This window comes from Ensifer sp. Root127 (genome assembly GCF_001425225.1).
Taxonomy (GTDB): Bacteria; Pseudomonadota; Alphaproteobacteria; order Rhizobiales; family Rhizobiaceae; genus Ensifer; species Ensifer canadensis.
In genome coordinates this window covers 406,074-423,119 of record NZ_LMDX01000012.1, presented here as the reverse complement: position 1 = coordinate 423,119, position 17,046 = coordinate 406,074, and the positions used below count along the sequence as shown (strand labels likewise).

General features: G+C 62.0%; 12 protein-coding genes. 7 read left to right on the top strand and 5 right to left on the bottom strand.

The features are described 5' to 3' along the window. The first annotated feature begins 161 nt into the window (after positions 1–161). Positions 162–1,376 carry an NADP-dependent isocitrate dehydrogenase gene (locus tag ASD03_RS16590; protein WP_025427173.1) on the top strand — a complete coding sequence of 405 codons (1,215 nt, stop codon included), beginning with the start codon at positions 162–164 and terminating at the stop codon, positions 1,374–1,376. 228 nt (positions 1,377–1,604) lie between these two features. On the opposite strand, the gene ASD03_RS16585 is transcribed toward ASD03_RS16590, so the two are convergent. From ASD03_RS16585 to recA, 3 genes are all read right to left on the bottom strand, one after another. After that, the gene (locus tag ASD03_RS16585; protein ID WP_025427174.1) at positions 1,605–2,456 is read right to left on the bottom strand and encodes an AraC family transcriptional regulator; all 852 of its coding nucleotides are present in this window, start codon (positions 2,454–2,456) and stop codon (positions 1,605–1,607) included. Positions 2,457–2,720: 264 nt separating this feature from the next. Next, the gene (gene alaS, locus ASD03_RS16580; protein WP_025427175.1) at positions 2,721–5,384 is read right to left on the bottom strand and encodes an alanine--tRNA ligase; all 2,664 of its coding nucleotides are present in this window, start codon (positions 5,382–5,384) and stop codon (positions 2,721–2,723) included. Positions 5,385–5,613: 229 nt separating this feature from the next. Then, entirely contained in the window at positions 5,614–6,702 is a 1,089-nt protein-coding gene (gene recA, locus ASD03_RS16575; RefSeq protein ID WP_025427176.1) for a recombinase RecA, read from the bottom strand. 239 nt (positions 6,703–6,941) lie between these two features. Here recA and ASD03_RS16570 point away from each other — a divergent pair, with 239 nt between their 5' ends. After that, positions 6,942–7,889 carry a carbohydrate kinase family protein gene (locus tag ASD03_RS16570; RefSeq protein ID WP_057208681.1) on the top strand — a complete coding sequence of 316 codons (948 nt, stop codon included), beginning with the start codon at positions 6,942–6,944 and terminating at the stop codon, positions 7,887–7,889. A 31-nt stretch (positions 7,890–7,920) separates the two neighbouring features. Beyond that, the gene (locus ASD03_RS16565) at positions 7,921–8,850 is read left to right on the top strand and encodes a pseudouridine-5'-phosphate glycosidase (protein ID WP_025427178.1); all 930 of its coding nucleotides are present in this window, start codon (positions 7,921–7,923) and stop codon (positions 8,848–8,850) included. A 142-nt stretch (positions 8,851–8,992) separates the two neighbouring features. On the opposite strand, the gene ASD03_RS16560 is transcribed toward ASD03_RS16565, so the two are convergent. Then, positions 8,993–11,617 carry a PAS domain-containing sensor histidine kinase gene (locus tag ASD03_RS16560; protein ID WP_025427179.1) on the bottom strand — a complete coding sequence of 875 codons (2,625 nt, stop codon included), beginning with the start codon at positions 11,615–11,617 and terminating at the stop codon, positions 8,993–8,995. 276 nt (positions 11,618–11,893) lie between these two features. On the opposite strand from ASD03_RS16560, the gene ASD03_RS16555 reads away from it, so the two are divergent. Next, positions 11,894–12,859: a flagellar biosynthetic protein FliO gene (locus tag ASD03_RS16555; RefSeq protein WP_057208683.1), complete on the top strand. Its 966-nt coding sequence runs from the start codon at positions 11,894–11,896 to the stop codon at positions 12,857–12,859. A gap of 101 nt (positions 12,860–12,960) precedes the next feature. On the opposite strand, the gene dksA is transcribed toward ASD03_RS16555, so the two are convergent. Next, positions 12,961–13,380 carry an RNA polymerase-binding protein DksA gene (dksA, locus tag ASD03_RS16550; protein WP_025427181.1) on the bottom strand — a complete coding sequence of 140 codons (420 nt, stop codon included), beginning with the start codon at positions 13,378–13,380 and terminating at the stop codon, positions 12,961–12,963. 415 nt (positions 13,381–13,795) lie between these two features. Here dksA and ASD03_RS16545 point away from each other — a divergent pair, with 415 nt between their 5' ends. The 3 genes from ASD03_RS16545 to ASD03_RS16535 all read left to right on the top strand — a co-directional run bounded on the left by ASD03_RS16545 (position 13,796) and on the right by ASD03_RS16535 (position 17,013). After that, entirely contained in the window at positions 13,796–14,317 is a 522-nt protein-coding gene (locus ASD03_RS16545) for a histidine phosphatase family protein (protein WP_057208685.1), read from the top strand. 120 nt (positions 14,318–14,437) lie between these two features. Next, on the top strand, positions 14,438–15,931 hold the full coding sequence (locus ASD03_RS16540) for a YcjX family protein (protein WP_025427183.1): 1,494 nt from the start codon (positions 14,438–14,440) through the stop codon (positions 15,929–15,931). Next, complete coding sequence (locus ASD03_RS16535; RefSeq protein WP_057214322.1) at positions 15,928–17,013, top strand: TIGR01620 family protein; 1,086 nt, start codon at positions 15,928–15,930, stop codon at positions 17,011–17,013. The genes ASD03_RS16540 and ASD03_RS16535 overlap by 4 nt, the downstream gene beginning before the upstream one ends. The last annotated feature ends 33 nt before the right edge of the window (positions 17,014–17,046 follow it).

Here is a 17,046-nt window from a genome sequence, read left to right as displayed (position 1 = left end):
AACCCATCCTCGGCCCCTGCCCGCCGGTCGATCGAGTCTCCACCCAAAGTTTCAGCCAAGCATGCTTTGCCTTGCCGTTTCACAATGCTATAGGGCTCTGGATTTTTCTAAAGAGGAAGGGACATCGCTCCCGTTGTCCCGCTAAGCTACGAGGCATATTCATGGCAAAGATCAAGGTCGCCAATCCGGTCGTCGAACTCGACGGCGATGAGATGACCCGCATCATCTGGCAGTTCATCAAGGACAAGCTGATCCATCCCTACCTCGACGTCGATCTTGAGTATTATGACCTCGGCATGGAAAACCGCGACGCCACCGACGACCAGGTGACGATCGATGCAGCCAACGCCATCAAGAAGCACGGCGTCGGCGTCAAGTGCGCCACGATCACCCCGGACGAAGCCCGCGTCGAAGAATTCAAGCTCAAGAAGATGTGGAAGTCGCCGAACGGCACCATCCGCAACATCCTCGGCGGAGTCATCTTCCGCGAGCCGATCATCTGCAAGAACGTGCCTCGTCTGGTTCCGGGCTGGACCAAGCCGATCATCGTCGGCCGTCACGCCTTCGGCGACCAGTACCGCGCCACCGACTTCAAGTTCCCCGGCAAGGGCAAGCTGACGATGAAGTTCGTCGGCGAAGACGGCAAGGAAATCGAATACGACGTCTTCGACGCACCGTCGGCCGGTGTTGCCATGGGCATGTACAACCTCGACGATTCGATCACCGAATTCGCCCGCGCTTCGTTCAACTACGGCATCCAGCGTAAGGTTCCGGTCTACCTCTCGACCAAGAACACCATCCTCAAGGTCTATGACGGCCGCTTCAAGGACATCTTCCAGAAGGTCTTCGAGGAAGAATTCGCCGAGAAGTTCAAGGAACTGAAGATCTGGTACGAACACCGCCTGATCGACGACATGGTCGCTTCGGCGCTGAAGTGGTCCGGCGGCTACGTCTGGGCGTGCAAGAACTACGACGGCGACGTCCAGTCCGACATCGTGGCTCAGGGCTTCGGCTCGCTCGGCCTGATGACCTCGGTTCTGATGACGCCGGACGGCAAGACGGTCGAAGCAGAAGCGGCCCACGGCACCGTGACCCGTCACTACCGCCAGCACGAGAAGGGCGAAGAGACCTCGACCAACTCGATCGCTTCGATCTTCGCCTGGACCCGTGGCCTTGCCCATCGTGCCAAGCTCGACGGCAATGCCGAACTCGCCCGCTTCTCCGAAACACTGGAAAAGGTCTGCGTCGATACCGTCGAAGCCGGCTTCATGACCAAGGACCTGGCGCTCCTGATCGGCCCCGACCAGCCGTGGCTCTCGACCACCGGCTTCCTCGACAAGATCGACGAGAACCTGAAGAAGGCAATGGCTGCCTGATCGGCACACGCCATCGACCCGAATGCGAAACCCGGCCTTGTGCCGGGTTTCTTTTTGGTTGGATAGCCGCAGTTCCAAGAACCTCTGGCGACCCATTCCCTCTGTCATGCTCGGGCTTGACCCGAGCATCCAGGCCAAGCCTCTTGAGCCCAAGGACATCTGTGCGTTGGCGACGGCTCAGGTGGATCCTCGGGGCAAGCCCGAGGATGACGAGAGAAGTCGAGCGGGTCATTTCAGCGGCAGATAGATCTCGCTCAAGAGCTCGGTCGGCGGCACGTCGCGCGGATTGTTGAGATACTTCTCGAACATCAGGCTGTCGCGCACCTCGCGGCCGGATTGCGGCAGCCACGTGCCGTAAAGCCATTGATAGGCCAAGGGCATGTCCGCATAGGGGCCTTTGTGGCGCAGAACGGCATAGCGTCCGCCCTCGAGCGTCTGGGGTGTCAGCGGTGCATCGGCAGGCAGGGTCTCCTTGGCGGTGACGCAGGCAAAGGAGCGCAGCCTGTCCGCCGGCACCAGTTCCGGATCATCCAGATAGATGCCGATCATCTCCATGTCCGGACGATAAAGATTGCGCGAAATCAGTGTGCCGTAGAGCGTCTCGAATGCCTTGCCGATGCCCATATAAGAGCCGGAGTGGGCGACGCCGACGAGATCGAAGCCGTCGATCTCCTTGAGGGTGACTTCATACATATCCGCAATTCCTTCCGATGAAGCGGTTTCGAAGGTTTTGTGGCTGCCCTCCCTCCGATACCGCGCCGGCGGCAGTCCATAGACGGCCTTGAAGGTGCGGTTGAAGGATTGAATATTGGGGTAGCCAGAGCGCTGCGCGATCGCTTCGACAGGAAGATCGGACTGCACGAGATCGGCGGCGGCCTTCTGCAGCCGTAGCCGCTTGACCGTTGCCGCCAACGTCTCGCCGTGGACGGCCCTGTAGATTCGGTGCCAGTGGTGTGGCGACAGGCAGGCGATTTCAGCGAGACGGTCGAGATCCAGCTCCTCGTTGAGATGGCCGTAAATGTAGTCGCTCACCCTGTGCAGCCGTCTTTCGTAGCTTGCCCAGGTCGCCCGCTCGTCCATGTCTAGCCCTTCGCGCTTTGCTCACGGATCGGTAGACCATAGACGACTTTGACAAATCCTGCGGAGTTTTGCGGCGAGCATGCAGAGGGGGCAATCGCAATCACAAAAAAGGACGCCCGAAACCGGCGCCCTTTTCAATTTCACGTTTCTGCGCCTACAGCGCCGCGCATCAAGTATGACGCGCAAATGGCACTGTAACACCTTAAACTTGCTGCATAATTTTATCCTCCAATCGCATCCGATTTGAGGAATTATGCAGTGTCCTTAGCCGGCCAATGCAACGGCAACGGCCTCGATCGCGTCGGCTGCCTTCTCGCCGTCAGGGCCGCCGGCCTGCGCCATATCAGGGCGGCCGCCGCCGCCCTTGCCGCCAAGGGCGGCCGAGGCGATACGCACGAGATCGACTGCGCTGACCTTGGAAGTCAGATCGTCGGTGACAGCCACGACTGCGCTTGCCTTGCCATCGCCGGAAACGCCGACGAAGGCGACGACGCCGGAGCCGAGGCTCTTCTTGCCGTCATCGGCCAGGCTCTTCAGATCCTTTGGTTCGACACCGGAAACGACCTTGCCGAGGAAACGCATGCCGGCGATGTCGCGCGCGGCATCGGTCGATCCGGCCTGACCGCCGCCACCGAGCGCCAGCTTCTTCTTGGCTTCCGTCAGTTCGCGCTCCAGCTTGCGGCGCTCGTCGAGCAGTGCCTCGACGCGGCCGAGCACGTCGCCCGGCTGAACCTTGAGCGTGTTGGCAAGCGTCTTCACCCGCTCGTCCTGCTCGTTGAGATAGGCACGGGCTGCCTCGCCCGTCAGCGCCTCGACGCGGCGCACGCCGGCGCCAACGGCACTTTCGGAAACGACGCGCACCAGACCGATGTCGCCGGTTGCCGAAACGTGGGTGCCGCCGCAGAGTTCGACCGAATAGGCACGGTTGGCCTTGGAGCCGTGAATGCCCTGCCCCATGGACACGACCCGCACTTCGTCACCGTATTTCTCGCCAAAGAGCGCCATGGCGCCTTCGGCAATCGCATCGTCGACGCTCATCAGGCGCGTGGTGACCGGCGTATTCTGAACGATGATCTCGTTTGCCATCTCCTCGACGATCTTCAGCTCCTCGGCCGTCATCGGCTTCGGATGCGATACGTCGAAGCGCAGGCGCTCGGGCGCAACCAGCGAGCCCTTCTGCGCCACATGGGTGCCGAGCACCTCGCGAAGCGCCTCATGCAGCAGATGGGTGGCCGAATGGTTGGCGCGAAGGCGCGAACGGCGGGCATGATCGACTTCGAGCTGGGCCGCGTCGCCGGTCTTGATCGTGCCTTCGGCAACGACGCCGAAATGAACGAACAGGCCCTCGCCGCGCTTCTGCGTGTCGGTCACAACAAGCTTGCCGCCGTCGGTGGTGATCGTCCCCGTATCGCCCATCTGTCCACCCGATTCGCCGTAGAACGGCGTCTGGTTGAGGACGATCTGGACGGTTTCACCCTTGGTGGCCGACTGAGCGACAGCGCCATCGCGCAAGATCGCCTGGACGACGCCTTCGGCAACTTCCGTATCGTAACCGAGGAACTCGGTCGCGCCGTGCTTTTCGCGCAGCTCGAACCAGATGGTTTCGGTTGCCGCTTCGCCGGAGCCTGCCCAATTGGCGCGGGCTTCGGCCTTCTGCCGCTCCATGGCGGTCGTAAAGGCGTCGGTGTCGACGCTGATGCCCTTGGCGCGCAGCGCATCCTGGGTCAGGTCGAGGGGGAAGCCGTAGGTATCGTAGAGCTTGAAGGCGGTTTCGCCATTGAACTGATCGCCTTCGGAAAGGTCGGCCGAGGCTTCGGACAGGAGGTTCAAGCCACGCTCCAGCGTCTTGCGGAAGCGGGTTTCCTCGAGCTTCAGCGTCTCCGAGATCAGCGCCTCGGCGCGCATCAGTTCCGGATAGGCGCGGCCCATCTGGCCGACGAGCGCCGGCAGCAGCTTCCACATCAAGGGATCGCGGGCACCGAGCAGCTGCGCGTGGCGCATGGCGCGGCGCATGATACGGCGCAGCACATAACCACGGCCCTCGTTCGACGGCAGCACGCCATCGGCGATCAGGAAGGCGGACGAACGCAGGTGGTCGGCAATGACGCGATGGCTGGCGCGCTGGTCGCCTTCGGCCTTGACGCCGGTTGCTTCTTCAGACGCGGCAATCAATGCGCGGAAGAGATCGATTTCGTAGTTGTCGTGCTGGCCCTGCAGCACGGCTGCCAGGCGCTCGAGGCCCATGCCGGTGTCGATCGACGGACGCGGCAGGTTGACGCGCTCTTCCTTGGTGATCTGCTCGTACTGCATGAAGACGAGGTTCCAGATCTCGATGAAGCGGTCGCCGTCCTCATCGGCAGAACCAGGAGGCCCGCCCCAGATCTTGTCGCCGTGGTCGTAAAAGATTTCCGAGCAAGGACCGCAAGGGCCGGTATCGCCCATGGCCCAGAAATTGTCGCTGGTCGGGATGCGGATGATGCGGTCGTCGGAAAGGCCGGCGATCTTTTTCCAAAGGCCAAAGGCTTCGTCGTCGGTGTGATAGACCGTGACCAGCAGGCGCTTGGCGTCGAGGCCATATTCCCTGGTGATCAGGTTCCAGGCAAGCTCGATAGCGTTTTCCTTGAAGTAATCGCCAAAGGAGAAATTGCCGAGCATCTCGAAGAAGGTGTGGTGGCGCGCGGTGTAGCCGACATTGTCGAGGTCGTTGTGCTTGCCGCCGGCGCGCACGCATTTCTGCGCCGTCACGGCCGTCGAATAGGGACGCTGCTCAAGCCCGGTGAAGACGTTCTTGAACTGGACCATGCCGGCATTGGTGAACATCAGCGTCGGGTCGTTGCGCGGTACCAACGGGCTCGACGACACCACCTCATGACCATTCCTGCGGAAATAGTCGAGAAACGTCGACCGGATTTCATTCACGCCGCTCATCTTGCGTCCTATCTGTGCACCAATTCAGGCCCAGGCCCCGGCATCTGCCGCGCCACTCGCCGTTATCCTTCGACCCCGCGGCCATCGCTGACGGCTGCGCCCTCCAACGCCCTCGGTCGCCGGAACCACAGGCTTTTATCGTTCGCGTATCATGCTGTCCAGACGGCAGCAAAAAACCGGCCGCCGATGAAGGCGACCGGTTTTGAAAGCTTGAAGCTCGGCTCGCTGCTTATGCTTCGGCAGCGTCGTCGCCGTCGTCGGGTTCCGGACCACCATTCTCGAGGAACCGGTCGGCGATCAGGCCGGCGTTCTGACGCAGAGCCGTCTCGATCTCGCGCGACAGGTCCGGATTGTCCCTGAGGAACGACTTGGCGTTCTCGCGACCCTGGCCGAGGCGCTGGCTGTTATAGGAGAACCAGGCACCGGACTTCTCGACGATACCAGCCTTGACGCCGAGATCGACGAGTTCGCCGGTCTTCGAGACGCCTTCGCCATACATGATGTCGAATTCGACCTGCTTGAAGGGAGGCGCCATCTTGTTCTTGACGACCTTGACGCGCGTCTGGTTGCCGACGACTTCTTCGCGCTCCTTGACGGAACCGATACGGCGGATGTCGAGGCGAACGGAGGCGTAGAACTTCAGCGCATTGCCGCCCGTCGTCGTTTCCGGCGAACCGAACATGACGCCGATCTTCATGCGGATCTGGTTGATGAAGACCACCATGCAGTTCGACTTCGAGATCGAGGCGGTCAACTTGCGCAGCGCCTGGCTCATCAGACGGGCCTGCATGCCCGGCAGGCTGTCGCCCATTTCGCCTTCGATTTCGGCGCGCGGCACGAGCGCTGCGACGGAGTCGATGACGAGAACGTCGATCGCCCCGGAGCGTACCAGCGTATCGGTGATTTCGAGCGCCTGTTCGCCGGTATCGGGCTGCGAGATCAGCAGGTTTTCGAGATCGACGCCCAGCTTGCGCGCATAAACCGGGTCGAGTGCGTGTTCGGCGTCGACGAAGGCGCAGATGCCGCCCTTCTTCTGTGCTTCTGCGATGGTCTGCAGCGCCAGCGTCGTCTTGCCCGAGCTTTCCGGACCATAGATTTCGACGATGCGGCCCTTCGGCAAGCCACCAATGCCGAGTGCGATGTCCAGGCTGAGAGAGCCGGTCGAAACCGTCTCGATCTCGATGATGCTGTCCTTCCCACCGAGCTTCATGATCGATCCCTTGCCGAACGACCGTTCGATCTGGGAAAGTGCCGCTTCAAGTGCCTTGCTTTTATCCACCGATTTGTCCTCTACGAGCCGCAAAGAGTTTTGTGCCATTTGGTCCACCTTTAGGTTATTGAAGCTACCGAGGCAATGAAGCCGCCGCACGAGTTTTTGTACATGTTTTGTTCCGTTTTTGCAAGAGCAGGACAAGACATTGAAAAATAGGAATTATTCGGATTGTGTTCGATTCATGTTCACGCTTTGCTGCGTAATTTTTTTGGCAGCGCCAGGCGCACCCTGAGACGATGAACCCTCCCGATCCGATTCGGCCGATAGACAGCAGAGGAACATTCATGAAGGAAGGCGAAATCGCCGTCTTCGGCGGCGCTCATATCGATCGGCGCGGCCGCATCTCGGGCACGACCGCACCCGGTTCGAGCAACCCCGGCACCTGGTTCGAAGAGGCAGGTGGCGGCGGCTTCAACGCTGCGCGCAACCTGGCACGACTGGGTCATAGCGTCCGGATGATCAGCACGCGCGGTGGTGACGCTGCTGGCGACATCGTGACGGCGGCCGCAGCGGCTGCCGGCGTCATCGACAATCCCCTCACCTTTCTCGACCGCCAGACGCCGAGCTACACTGCGATCATTGAAAATGACGGCAACCTGGTGATCGCCCTTGCCGACATGGATCTCTACCGGATGTTCTCGCCGCGCCAGTTGCAGCGGCGCGCATTGCGCGATGCCATCGCCGACAGCCGGCTGGTGCTGACCGATGCGAACCTGCCCGAAGAAACCATCGCCGCCCTCGTAGCGGCGGCGTCGACGGATGGGCGCATTGTCGCCGGTATCGCCGTATCGCCGGCAAAGGTGATCCGATTCCAGCCGAGCCTGGTCAGGCTCAGCTTCCTGTTCATGAACGAGGCCGAGGCGCGGGCGCTCACCGGCAAGGATGCGGCGGATGCTGAGGGTTGGCCGCCGCTTTTGCGCGCCGCCGGGCTCAATGGCGGCGTCGTTACCCGAGGCGGCAGAGCGGTCGTCGCCTTCGATCGCGAAACCGTCTGCGTCGCGACGCCGCCGGCCCTGCCGGAGCTCGCCGATGTTACCGGCGCCGGCGATGCCCTGGCATCAGGCTTCCTCACCGCCCGTCTTGCCGGCCATGATCTGTCGGAATGCCTGCGGCGCGGCATTGCCGCCGCCGGCATTACGCTTCGCTCTCCCTTGGCCGCCTCGGAACAAATGTCGCAGGCCAACCTCGAACAGGCACTGGCCCTTGTGCCGGCACCTCAAATGCTGGCATGAACGCCGCCAGCCGAACTCCCAAGGAAAAACCATGACCAAACCCGCTTCCCCCTTCCTGCCGATGGAATATTCCGACGAGGTTGCAGCCGCCAAGGCACGCGGCGCGCCGATCGTGGCACTGGAATCGACGATCATCACCCATGGCATGCCCTATCCGGGCAACCTCAACATGGCCCGCAGCGTCGAAGCGATCATCCGCGACCAGGGTGCCGTTCCGGCGACGATCGCCGTCATTCACGGCGTTCTGCATATCGGCCTTGACGATGCGAAGCTGGAAGAGCTGGCCAAGACCGAAGGCGCGATGAAGGTATCGCGCGCCGATCTCGCCTTTGCCATCGCCGAGCGCCGCACCGGCGCGACGACCGTTGCCGCCACCATGATCGCCGCTGCCCGCGCCGGCATCCGCGTCTTTGCGACCGGCGGCATCGGCGGCGTGCACCGCGGCGCCGAGCTGAGCTTCGACATCTCCGCCGACCTCGACGAACTGGCACGCACGGCCGTCATCGTCGTTTGCGCCGGCGCGAAAGCCATCCTCGACATTCCGAAGACGCTCGAGGTCCTCGAAACCCGCGGCGTGCCTGTTGTGACCTATGACAGCGACGTGTTCCCGGCCTTCTGGTCGCGCGATTCGGGCCTCAAGAGCCCGCTGATGCTCAACAGCCCAGCGGCAATCGCCAACTTCCAGAACATGCGCGAACTGCTCGGCGTCGATGGCGGCATGCTGATCGCGAACCCGGTTCCGGCCGAAAGCGAGATCGCGCGCGAGGAGATGGAAATCTACATCGGCCGCGCGCTCGACAACGCCGAACGCGATGAGATTTCCGGCAAGGAGGTCACCCCGTACCTGCTCGACAACCTCTTCCACATGACCGAGGGCCGCAGCCTCGAAACCAACATAGCGCTGGTCGAGAACAATGCCCGCCTCGCCGGCGAAATCGCTGTGGCGCTGACCGCGAAGTAGTCGACTGACATTAAGATCATAAGAGAAAAGCCCGGCGCGAAAGCGTCGGGCTTTTTGTTGGACTGCAATTCTTGGCGAGCGCCGAAATGCGCGCCGCGATTTCTCAGATTCGCTCAATGCACTGCGCAGTTTCGCGCACGCCTCAGGAGTCCAGCATCTCGCGCACGGCCACGGCCAGTTGCTTCAGCGAGAACGGTTTCGGAAGGAAGCCGAATTTGGCGTCGGCAGGAAGATTGCGGGCGAAGGCATCTTCCGCGTAACCCGAGACGAAGATGAACTTCAGGTCCGGGTACTTCTTGCGCAGCTCCGTCAAGAGTGTCGGCCCGTCCATTTCCGGCATCACCACGTCCGAAACGACGATATCGACGGCGCCATCGAGCTCCTCCATGATCTCGAGTGCTTCGACGCCAGAGCCTGCCTCGTGCACGGTATAGCCGCGGGTCTCGAGCATGCGCTTGCCGCCGCGGCGGACCGCTTCTTCGTCCTCTACCAGGAGGACGACGGCTGAATCACCGGTGAGATCGGTCGGTTCCTCGGTCTTGGCGACTGGCTTGGCGACAGCTTCAGCCGGCGGCAGCGTCACCGCCCCATTGGATGCGCCCTGCGTCGGTTCACCCGCGGCTTCCGGAATGTCGATATGGCGCGGCAGCAGGATGCGGAAGGTGGTTCCCTTGCCGACTTCGGATTCCGGATAGATGTAGCCGCCGGATTGCTTGACGATGCCGTAGACCATCGAAAGACCAAGGCCCGTGCCCTTGCCGACTTCCTTGGTGGTGAAGAAGGGCTCGAAGATCTTGTCGAGAATTTCTGGCGGAATACCGGTTCCCTGGTCGGAAACCTCCACCATGACGAAATCTTCCTCCGGCAGTTCGCGCCGGCCAATGGCCGCGATTTCCGTTGCCGGCAGATTGCGCGTGCGAAGCGTGATGATGCCGCCTGACGGCATGGCATCGCGCGCATTGACGGCAAGGTTGAGCAGCACCTGCTCGAACTGGCCGAGATCCGTGCGCACCGGCCAGAGATCGCGCCCGTAGTCGACTTCGACCTTGACGTTGGTCCCGGTCATGCGATCGACGAGCATGCGCAGGTCGCCGATCACGTCGGTCATGCTCAGCACTGTCGGCCGCATGGTCTGCTTGCGCGAGAAGGCGAGCAACTGCCTGACGAGCACCGCCGCACGATTGGCGTTGCGCTTGATCTCCATCAGATCGGCAAAGCTCGCATCGGCCGGTCGCGCCGACAAAAGCAGGTGGTCGGAGGACAGCAGGATCGCCGTCAGCACGTTGTTGAAATCGTGCGCGATGCCGCCCGCAAGCGTGCCGACCGCATTCATCTTCTGCGTCTGCGCCATCTGGTTTTCGAGCGCCTTCTGCTCGGTAATCTCCAGCGCGTAGATGATCGCTGCCTCTTCCGGAGCCTGATCGCTCTGGTCGATGACGGCATTGATATAGAAGCGGAAATGCCGCTCGCCATCGGCCGGGTGCAAGGCGTCGATCGGCGCGATATCGCCCTGGCGATCCTTGGCGGCGGCAAGCGCCTCATGCAGACGGCCCTTTTCCGTCGGATGCACCACCGTTTCGATCAGCGCGCCACGCTCGACATCGTCCTGGGAGACAAGGCCGGAAAACAGCTTGAGGAACGGCGCATTGGTGCGAAGGATGCGACCGTTGCCGTCGACCGAGGCGATGGCCATCGGCGTATTGTTGAAGAAGCGGGTGAAGCGCATCGCAGCGCTCGACGCCGACTGATCCTCGTCCTCGCCGCCGTCGCGCGACATGACGATGGTCCGGCTTTCGCCGGGCGCGCCATCGCGTGCCGACGACACGCGGTGCACCATGCGCACCGGCAGGCTCTGGCCGTTGGACTTGCGCAGATCGAGATCCAGCACCTTGGTCTTCTTCAGGCCTGGCTCCGCCTGCACCGATTGCACCAGCGTCAACCCCTCGCCGGCGACAAGATCGCCGATGCTCATGGAGCCCGGCTGGAATTTTGTCAGGTCGATGCCCAGCCAATCCGCAAGGGTAGCGTTGATGTAGAAGATCTCGCCCTTGCGCCCGGCGGAGAAGAAGCCGGCCGGAGCATGGTCGAGATAATCGATGGCGTTCTGCAGTTCCTTGAAGAACCGCTCCTGGTCGTCACGTTCGGCGGTGATGTCGGCAATCTGCCAGAGATAGAGCGGGTTGCGGTCACTATCTTCGAGCGGCAACACCCGGGCCTTCAAGCGAAACCAGTGGGCACCAGAGCCGCTGGACGCAGCACCGGTCGCCAGCGGCTTCAACAGCCGAAACTCCTCGTGCCCCTGCTTGCCTTCGTGCAGACCGTTGGTGAGGCGGTAGATCGCTTCGGTCGCCTCGCGGTTTCGCGACAGGATCGTTTCGAGCGACTGGATGCCGGCAGAATTCTTCGCGCCGGTCAGCGCGCCGTAGGCGGCGTTGGCGTAAATGATGCGGCCCTTGCGGTCGGTGACGATCGTGCCGTCTTCATGGGCGTCGAGAAAGGCGCGCGCCAGTTCGTCCGGCCGCGATTGCGGCATCACCTCGATGAAGCCGATGACCGACGAGACGAGGAAGAAGATGCCGACCATGGCAAGAACGCCAAGGATGCCGAGCACGATCTCGTTGTCCAACTCGTTCTTGAAGATCACGAAGGCGATCGCAGAGACGGTCAGAACGATCGCAAGCAGGACGATCCGCATGACGGTTCCCGGCCTGACGCCACGGTCAACAACCGGCATCTGGTAGTCACCTGACTGCCGCATTTTCGTCATCGGGTCCTCATCTGCCGCCAATACCGCCCGGCACATAGCCGATACGGTCCGGCGCTCCGGCCGGCATCCGCGCAATCCGCCAGGTGAAATCGGCCAATCCCGACACGCCCTCGATCATTCGGATAGGAATCATCTTTAACGATCAGAGATAACAGCAAAAAGCACCTGTGCGGAAGCGCAGCGGTCAATTCACAGGGAATGTCGGCGAAGTGCTTGTCCAAGCCCGAAAAAAGCCGTCAAATACTGCCACTCGAAAGGCTTTAAGGAGTTCAGCCTATGATGGAAACGATCGTCGGAGACAACGGTAGCCGATTCATTATCGCCGCCGGCGCCGTTGCGATCGGGCTTCTGTGCCTCGTGGCCGTGCTCTGGATCATGCGCAACAGGCCGTCGTCGCCCTTCATTCGCGGCGGCAAGAACAGGCAGCCTCGCCTCGCTGTGCTCGATGCGGCCGCTGTCGACACACGCCGTCGCCTGGTGCTCGTGCGTCGCGACGACGTCGAACACCTGATCATGATCGGCGGACCTACGGATATCGTCATCGAAAGCCGGATTGCACCGATCGATGAGAGCGCCTCAGCGAACGACGGTCCGGCAGTCATCGAGCGCAAGCCGATCGAGCAGCCGGTTGCCAGCGGCAATGGAACAGAGACAAGGGCAGCAGCGCCGGTGCAGTTGCGCCCTGTCGTACAGCCGGAGATGGCCGTCGCCGCGCCAGTGCGTCCGGCGGCGATACCGCAGGAGCAGCCGGTTGCGCGTGTCGAGCCGGCCCCGGCGGTTCGCCCGATTGTCGAACAGCGCCCGGCTCCTGTGATGGCCCCCGTGATGGCCATTGAGCCGCGTCCGGTCGAAAGGGTTGCGCCACAGGCGCCCGAGATCGTTGCCCCTGTCAATACGGCCGAGAAGGTCGAGGGCATCTTCGATGCCGCCCGCAGCCGCGTGCTGCCGACCCAGCCGCCAGTGCAGGAACAGCGTCCTGCAGCCGTTGCCCAATCGCAGCCCGTTGCCCAAAGCGCGCTTTCGGACTTCGAACGTATCCTCGACGCCGAAATCAGCGGTGACCTGCAGCGGCTGACGCCGGCTGCGGCGGCCGCACGTCCGGAAAATCGCGCGCCTGTGGCCGCTGCCGCCCGCCATGAGCCGATGCTCGGCGCACCGATCGACGATGTCCGCAAGGAGCCGACGATCGAGGAAGAGATGAACCGCATGCTCGCCGACATCTCCGCCGGCCGTAAGCCTTGACACATTCGGCGTCATTTCACCACGGAACAAACATTCAGCAAAAAGAAAAAGGCGCGGTCAACCCGCGCCTTTTTCTCAAGACTGATCCGGAAATCGGACCCTTATTCGTCCCTATAGACCTTTTCCCGACGCTCGTGGCGCTCCTGCGCCTCGATCGAGAGCGTTGCGATCGGTCGGGCGTCCAGACGCTTCAAGCCGATCGGCTCTCCCGTTTCCTCGCAATAGCCGTAGGTCCCTTCATCGAGCCGCTGTAGCGCCGCATCGATTTTCGAGATCAACTTCCGCTGACGGTCGCGGGCTCTCAGTTCAATCGCCCGGTCTGTTTCGGAAGAGGCCCTGTCGGCGAGATCGGGATGATTGGCGCTCTCCTCGGCCAAGTGATCCAGTGTCTCGCGTGCCTCGCGAAGGATGTCGTTTCTCCAAGCATTCAGCTTGGCCCGGAAATAGGCCCGGTGGGTGGCATTCATGAATTCCTCGTCCTCCGAGAGGACAAAGGTACTAAGATCGATCTTCTCACTCAACGCGATTCTCCTGAAGAACATCTCATTGCGGCGGTGTATAGCCCCATGGAAGCCGCGATTCAAGCCTCGGATTAGACACTCAACCGTATTTTAACAATGCTTGCAATTCAGGCTAACTGGCGAATATTTCATCAAAATTACAGATGAGATCTTAGTCGTAGAGATGATCACCTACCCGGCGCCAAGAAGACCGGTCGTAACTTGGATGTTCTGCCGCCAGCGCGACGCCGCCCTTTTGCCGGGATTGGTGCGCCCGGCGGCAACCGGGCAATCCCCTGAAAAAAGCGGTTCACAGCTTGATCTTTGCATCATCGACGGGAAAAGGTGGTGATCCGCCGCGAGACGCGCAAGACCCCGATCCGGCGATACTTTATCCCGTCGCGACCCGCGGCCGGCAGCTACCGGAATTCAATATATGCAAGACAGTGCCGCCAGGCCCTTCCGTCTCTTCCTTCTGCGTCATGCCCGCTCCGGTTGGGCCTTGCCCGGTCAACGTGATTTCGATCGCGCGCTCGACGACGTAGGATATGCCGAGGCGGAACTGATCGCGCAGATGGCTGCCGATCGCGGCATCCGGCCGGAGCTGATCTTGTGCTCGACGGCGGTCCGCTGTCGCCAGACCGCGGAACCCTTCTTCCGATCCGTCAGCGAAGACATCCAGATCCGCTATGTCGATGCGCTCTATACCGGCCCGGCAAGCGTCTATACCGATATCATCGATGCAAACAGGCATCTGAATTCGTTGATGATCGTCGGACACAATCCGATGATTGACGAACTCTTCCGCCGCTTTGCCGGGAACGAGGCGGCGACCGACGCCCTTCCGCATGGTTATCCGCCGGCAGCCCTTGCGATCCTTGACTTACAGGGAGGCCCAGGCGGCGCCGCAACGGCCACGCTGGTGTCGCTGATCCTGCCAACCAGGGAACCGAAATGACATGCCATTGTTGCGGTGCGGGAAATATTTCCTATATCGCCAAGGCAAACAGGACCTGCCGCACGTCTGGCAGACATTCGCATGAACGAAAGCGGCAAGGTCCGCGAGGGATAGCACGACTTGGCGCCAAATCTGACCAGCTTCAAAGACGACGCCCTGATTGCATTCGACAATCTCACCGATCGTGCATCGGGCCTCGTCAATCCCTCTATCCGGCTGGGCGTCACCGGGCTTTCGAGAGCCGGAAAGACCGTCTTCATCTCGTCGCTGGTCCACAATCTCCTCAACGGCGGACGGCTGCCGGTGTTCGAGCCGGTGCGCTCCGGCCGCGTCTCGAAGATAAGGCTTGAACCCCAGCCGGACGACGCCGTGCCGCGCTTTCAGTACGAGGATCACATTGCCGCCCTGGTGCGCGATCGTATCTGGCCGGATTCGACCCGCGCGATCTCGCAGCTTCGCATTACCCTCGATTTCGAGAGCGCCAGCGGCTGGAACAGGCTGTTCTCGGCCGGCCGGCTGTCGCTCGATATCGTCGATTATCCCGGTGAATGGTTACTTGATCTGCCGCTACTCGCACAGGATTTCAAGCAGTTCAGCGACAATTCGGTTGCCCGCGCCCGTGCTCCGGGCCGCGCCAACCGGTCGGCGGATTGGCTGACGCTTGCCTCATCTGCGGGACCAACGGCGATCGCCGATGAAAGCAGCGCGCGCCGGCTCGCCGAAAGCTTCACCGCCTACCTCAAAGCCTGCAAGGCGGACGCGAGCTCGCCCTCGACCCTGCCGCCCGGTCGCTTCCTGATGCCGGGCGATCTCGAGGGCTCACCTGCCCTGACCTTCTCGCCACTGCCCGACCTGCCCGAGGGCCGTGCGCCGAAAGGTTCGCTCTGGGCGATGATGGAGCGCCGCTACGAAGCCTACAAGAAGCACGTCGTCGGCCCGTTCTTCCGCGAGCATTTTGCTCGGCTCGACCGTCAGATCGTGTTGGTGGATGCGCTACAGGCGATCAATGGCGGGCCGGAAGCGCTGCTCGATCTGGAGCAGGCGCTGGCCGACGTGCTCGCCTGCTTCCGTCCCGGCACGAACAGCTGGCTCTCGTCTTTCCTGACCCGACGGATCGACAAGGTGCTGATCGCCGCGACGAAGGCGGACCATCTGCACCACGAAAGCCACGATCGGTTGGAGCGCATCACGGCGCGTCTCGTCAGCCGGGCAGCCGCCCGCATCGGCATGAGCGGTGCGGGGCTCGAGGTCATGGCGATCGCCTCGGTCCGGGCGACACGCGAGGCCACGGTCGACCATGGAGGGCATACGCTTCCGGTTATCGTCGGAACACCGATCGCTGGCGAGAAGATCAACGGCGAGACCTTCGACGGTGAAGGGAAAACAGCGATATTTCCCGGTGACTTGCCGGATGATCCTGAAGTTTTTTTTAGGGCGCTTGATGCCGATGCGTCGGCGAAAAAATTCGGCGACGTGCACCCGATGCCCGAGCTCAGTTTCGTGCGCTTCCGGCCGCCGCATCTTGAAGAGACGGGCGGCGGATTGAAGCTGTCGGTGCCGCATATCCGGCTCGATCGGGCGATGCAGTTCCTGTTCGGAGACCGGTTGGCATGAGTGACGATTTCAACAGCCGTGGCCGAAAGCCCGGTGCTTTTTCGGTGAACCCGGATCCGGAGCAGAAGCCGGCGGAAAGCGACCGCCCCCGCCGCGCCCCGGCGAGCTTCGACGACAAGGTGGTGATGACCCCCGACACGGAGGATCCCTTCCGGGAAACGACGCTTGGCGTCGAAAGCCTCGCTTTGCCGGAGGCAAACCCGCGCAGGCGTCGCCTGTCCGTCGGCAAGATCGCCATGGGGGCATTCGGCATTCTCCTCTCGCTGGCGACGGGTCTTTGGGTCGACCGCCTCATCCGCGACCTGTTTTCCCGCGCCGACTGGCTCGGCTATGCCGCAATGGGTATCGTTGCCATCGGGCTCCTGGCACTGCTGGTAGTCATTGGCCGCGAGCTTTCAGGCATGATGCAACTGACTGCCGTCCAGAGCTTGAAGACGGAAACGGAGAATGCCGCCGCTTCCGGCAATACCAAGCTGGCACGGTCCGCTTCGGAAAAACTCGTCCATCTTCTCGCCACCAATCCGCGCACGGCACGCGGTCGTACGCGCCTTAAGGAAACCGAAGGCGAAATCATCGATGGCCCGCATCTGCTTGACCTGACGGAGCGCGAATTGTTGACGCCGCTCGATCGCGAGGCCCGGCGCATCATTCTCGCCGCTTCCAAGCGCGTGTCGATCGTCACCGCCGTCAGCCCCCGCGCGCTCGTCGATCTCGGCTATGTGCTTTATGAATCCGCTCGCATGATCCGCGCGATGGCCGAGCTTTATGGCGGCCGCCCCGGTACGCTCGGCATGATCAGGCTGATGCGCGACGTTATCGCCCATCTCGCTGTCACCGGCTCGATCGCCGCCGGTGACAGCCTCATCCAGCAGGTGCTTGGCCACGGCTTGGCGTCAAAACTCTCGGCCCGGCTCGGCGAAGGCGTAATCAATGGACTGATGGCCGCCCGCATCGGCATCGCTGCCATGGACCTTTGCCGACCGATGCCTTTCAGAGCACTGAAACGTCCCGGGATCGGCGACTTTCTTTCGGACCTCGCGCCCGGTGCCGGTCGCGCGGCTAGTCAGAACGGCGACGTCTAGAAACGACTGCATGTTTCCTAAAACCTACCCGAC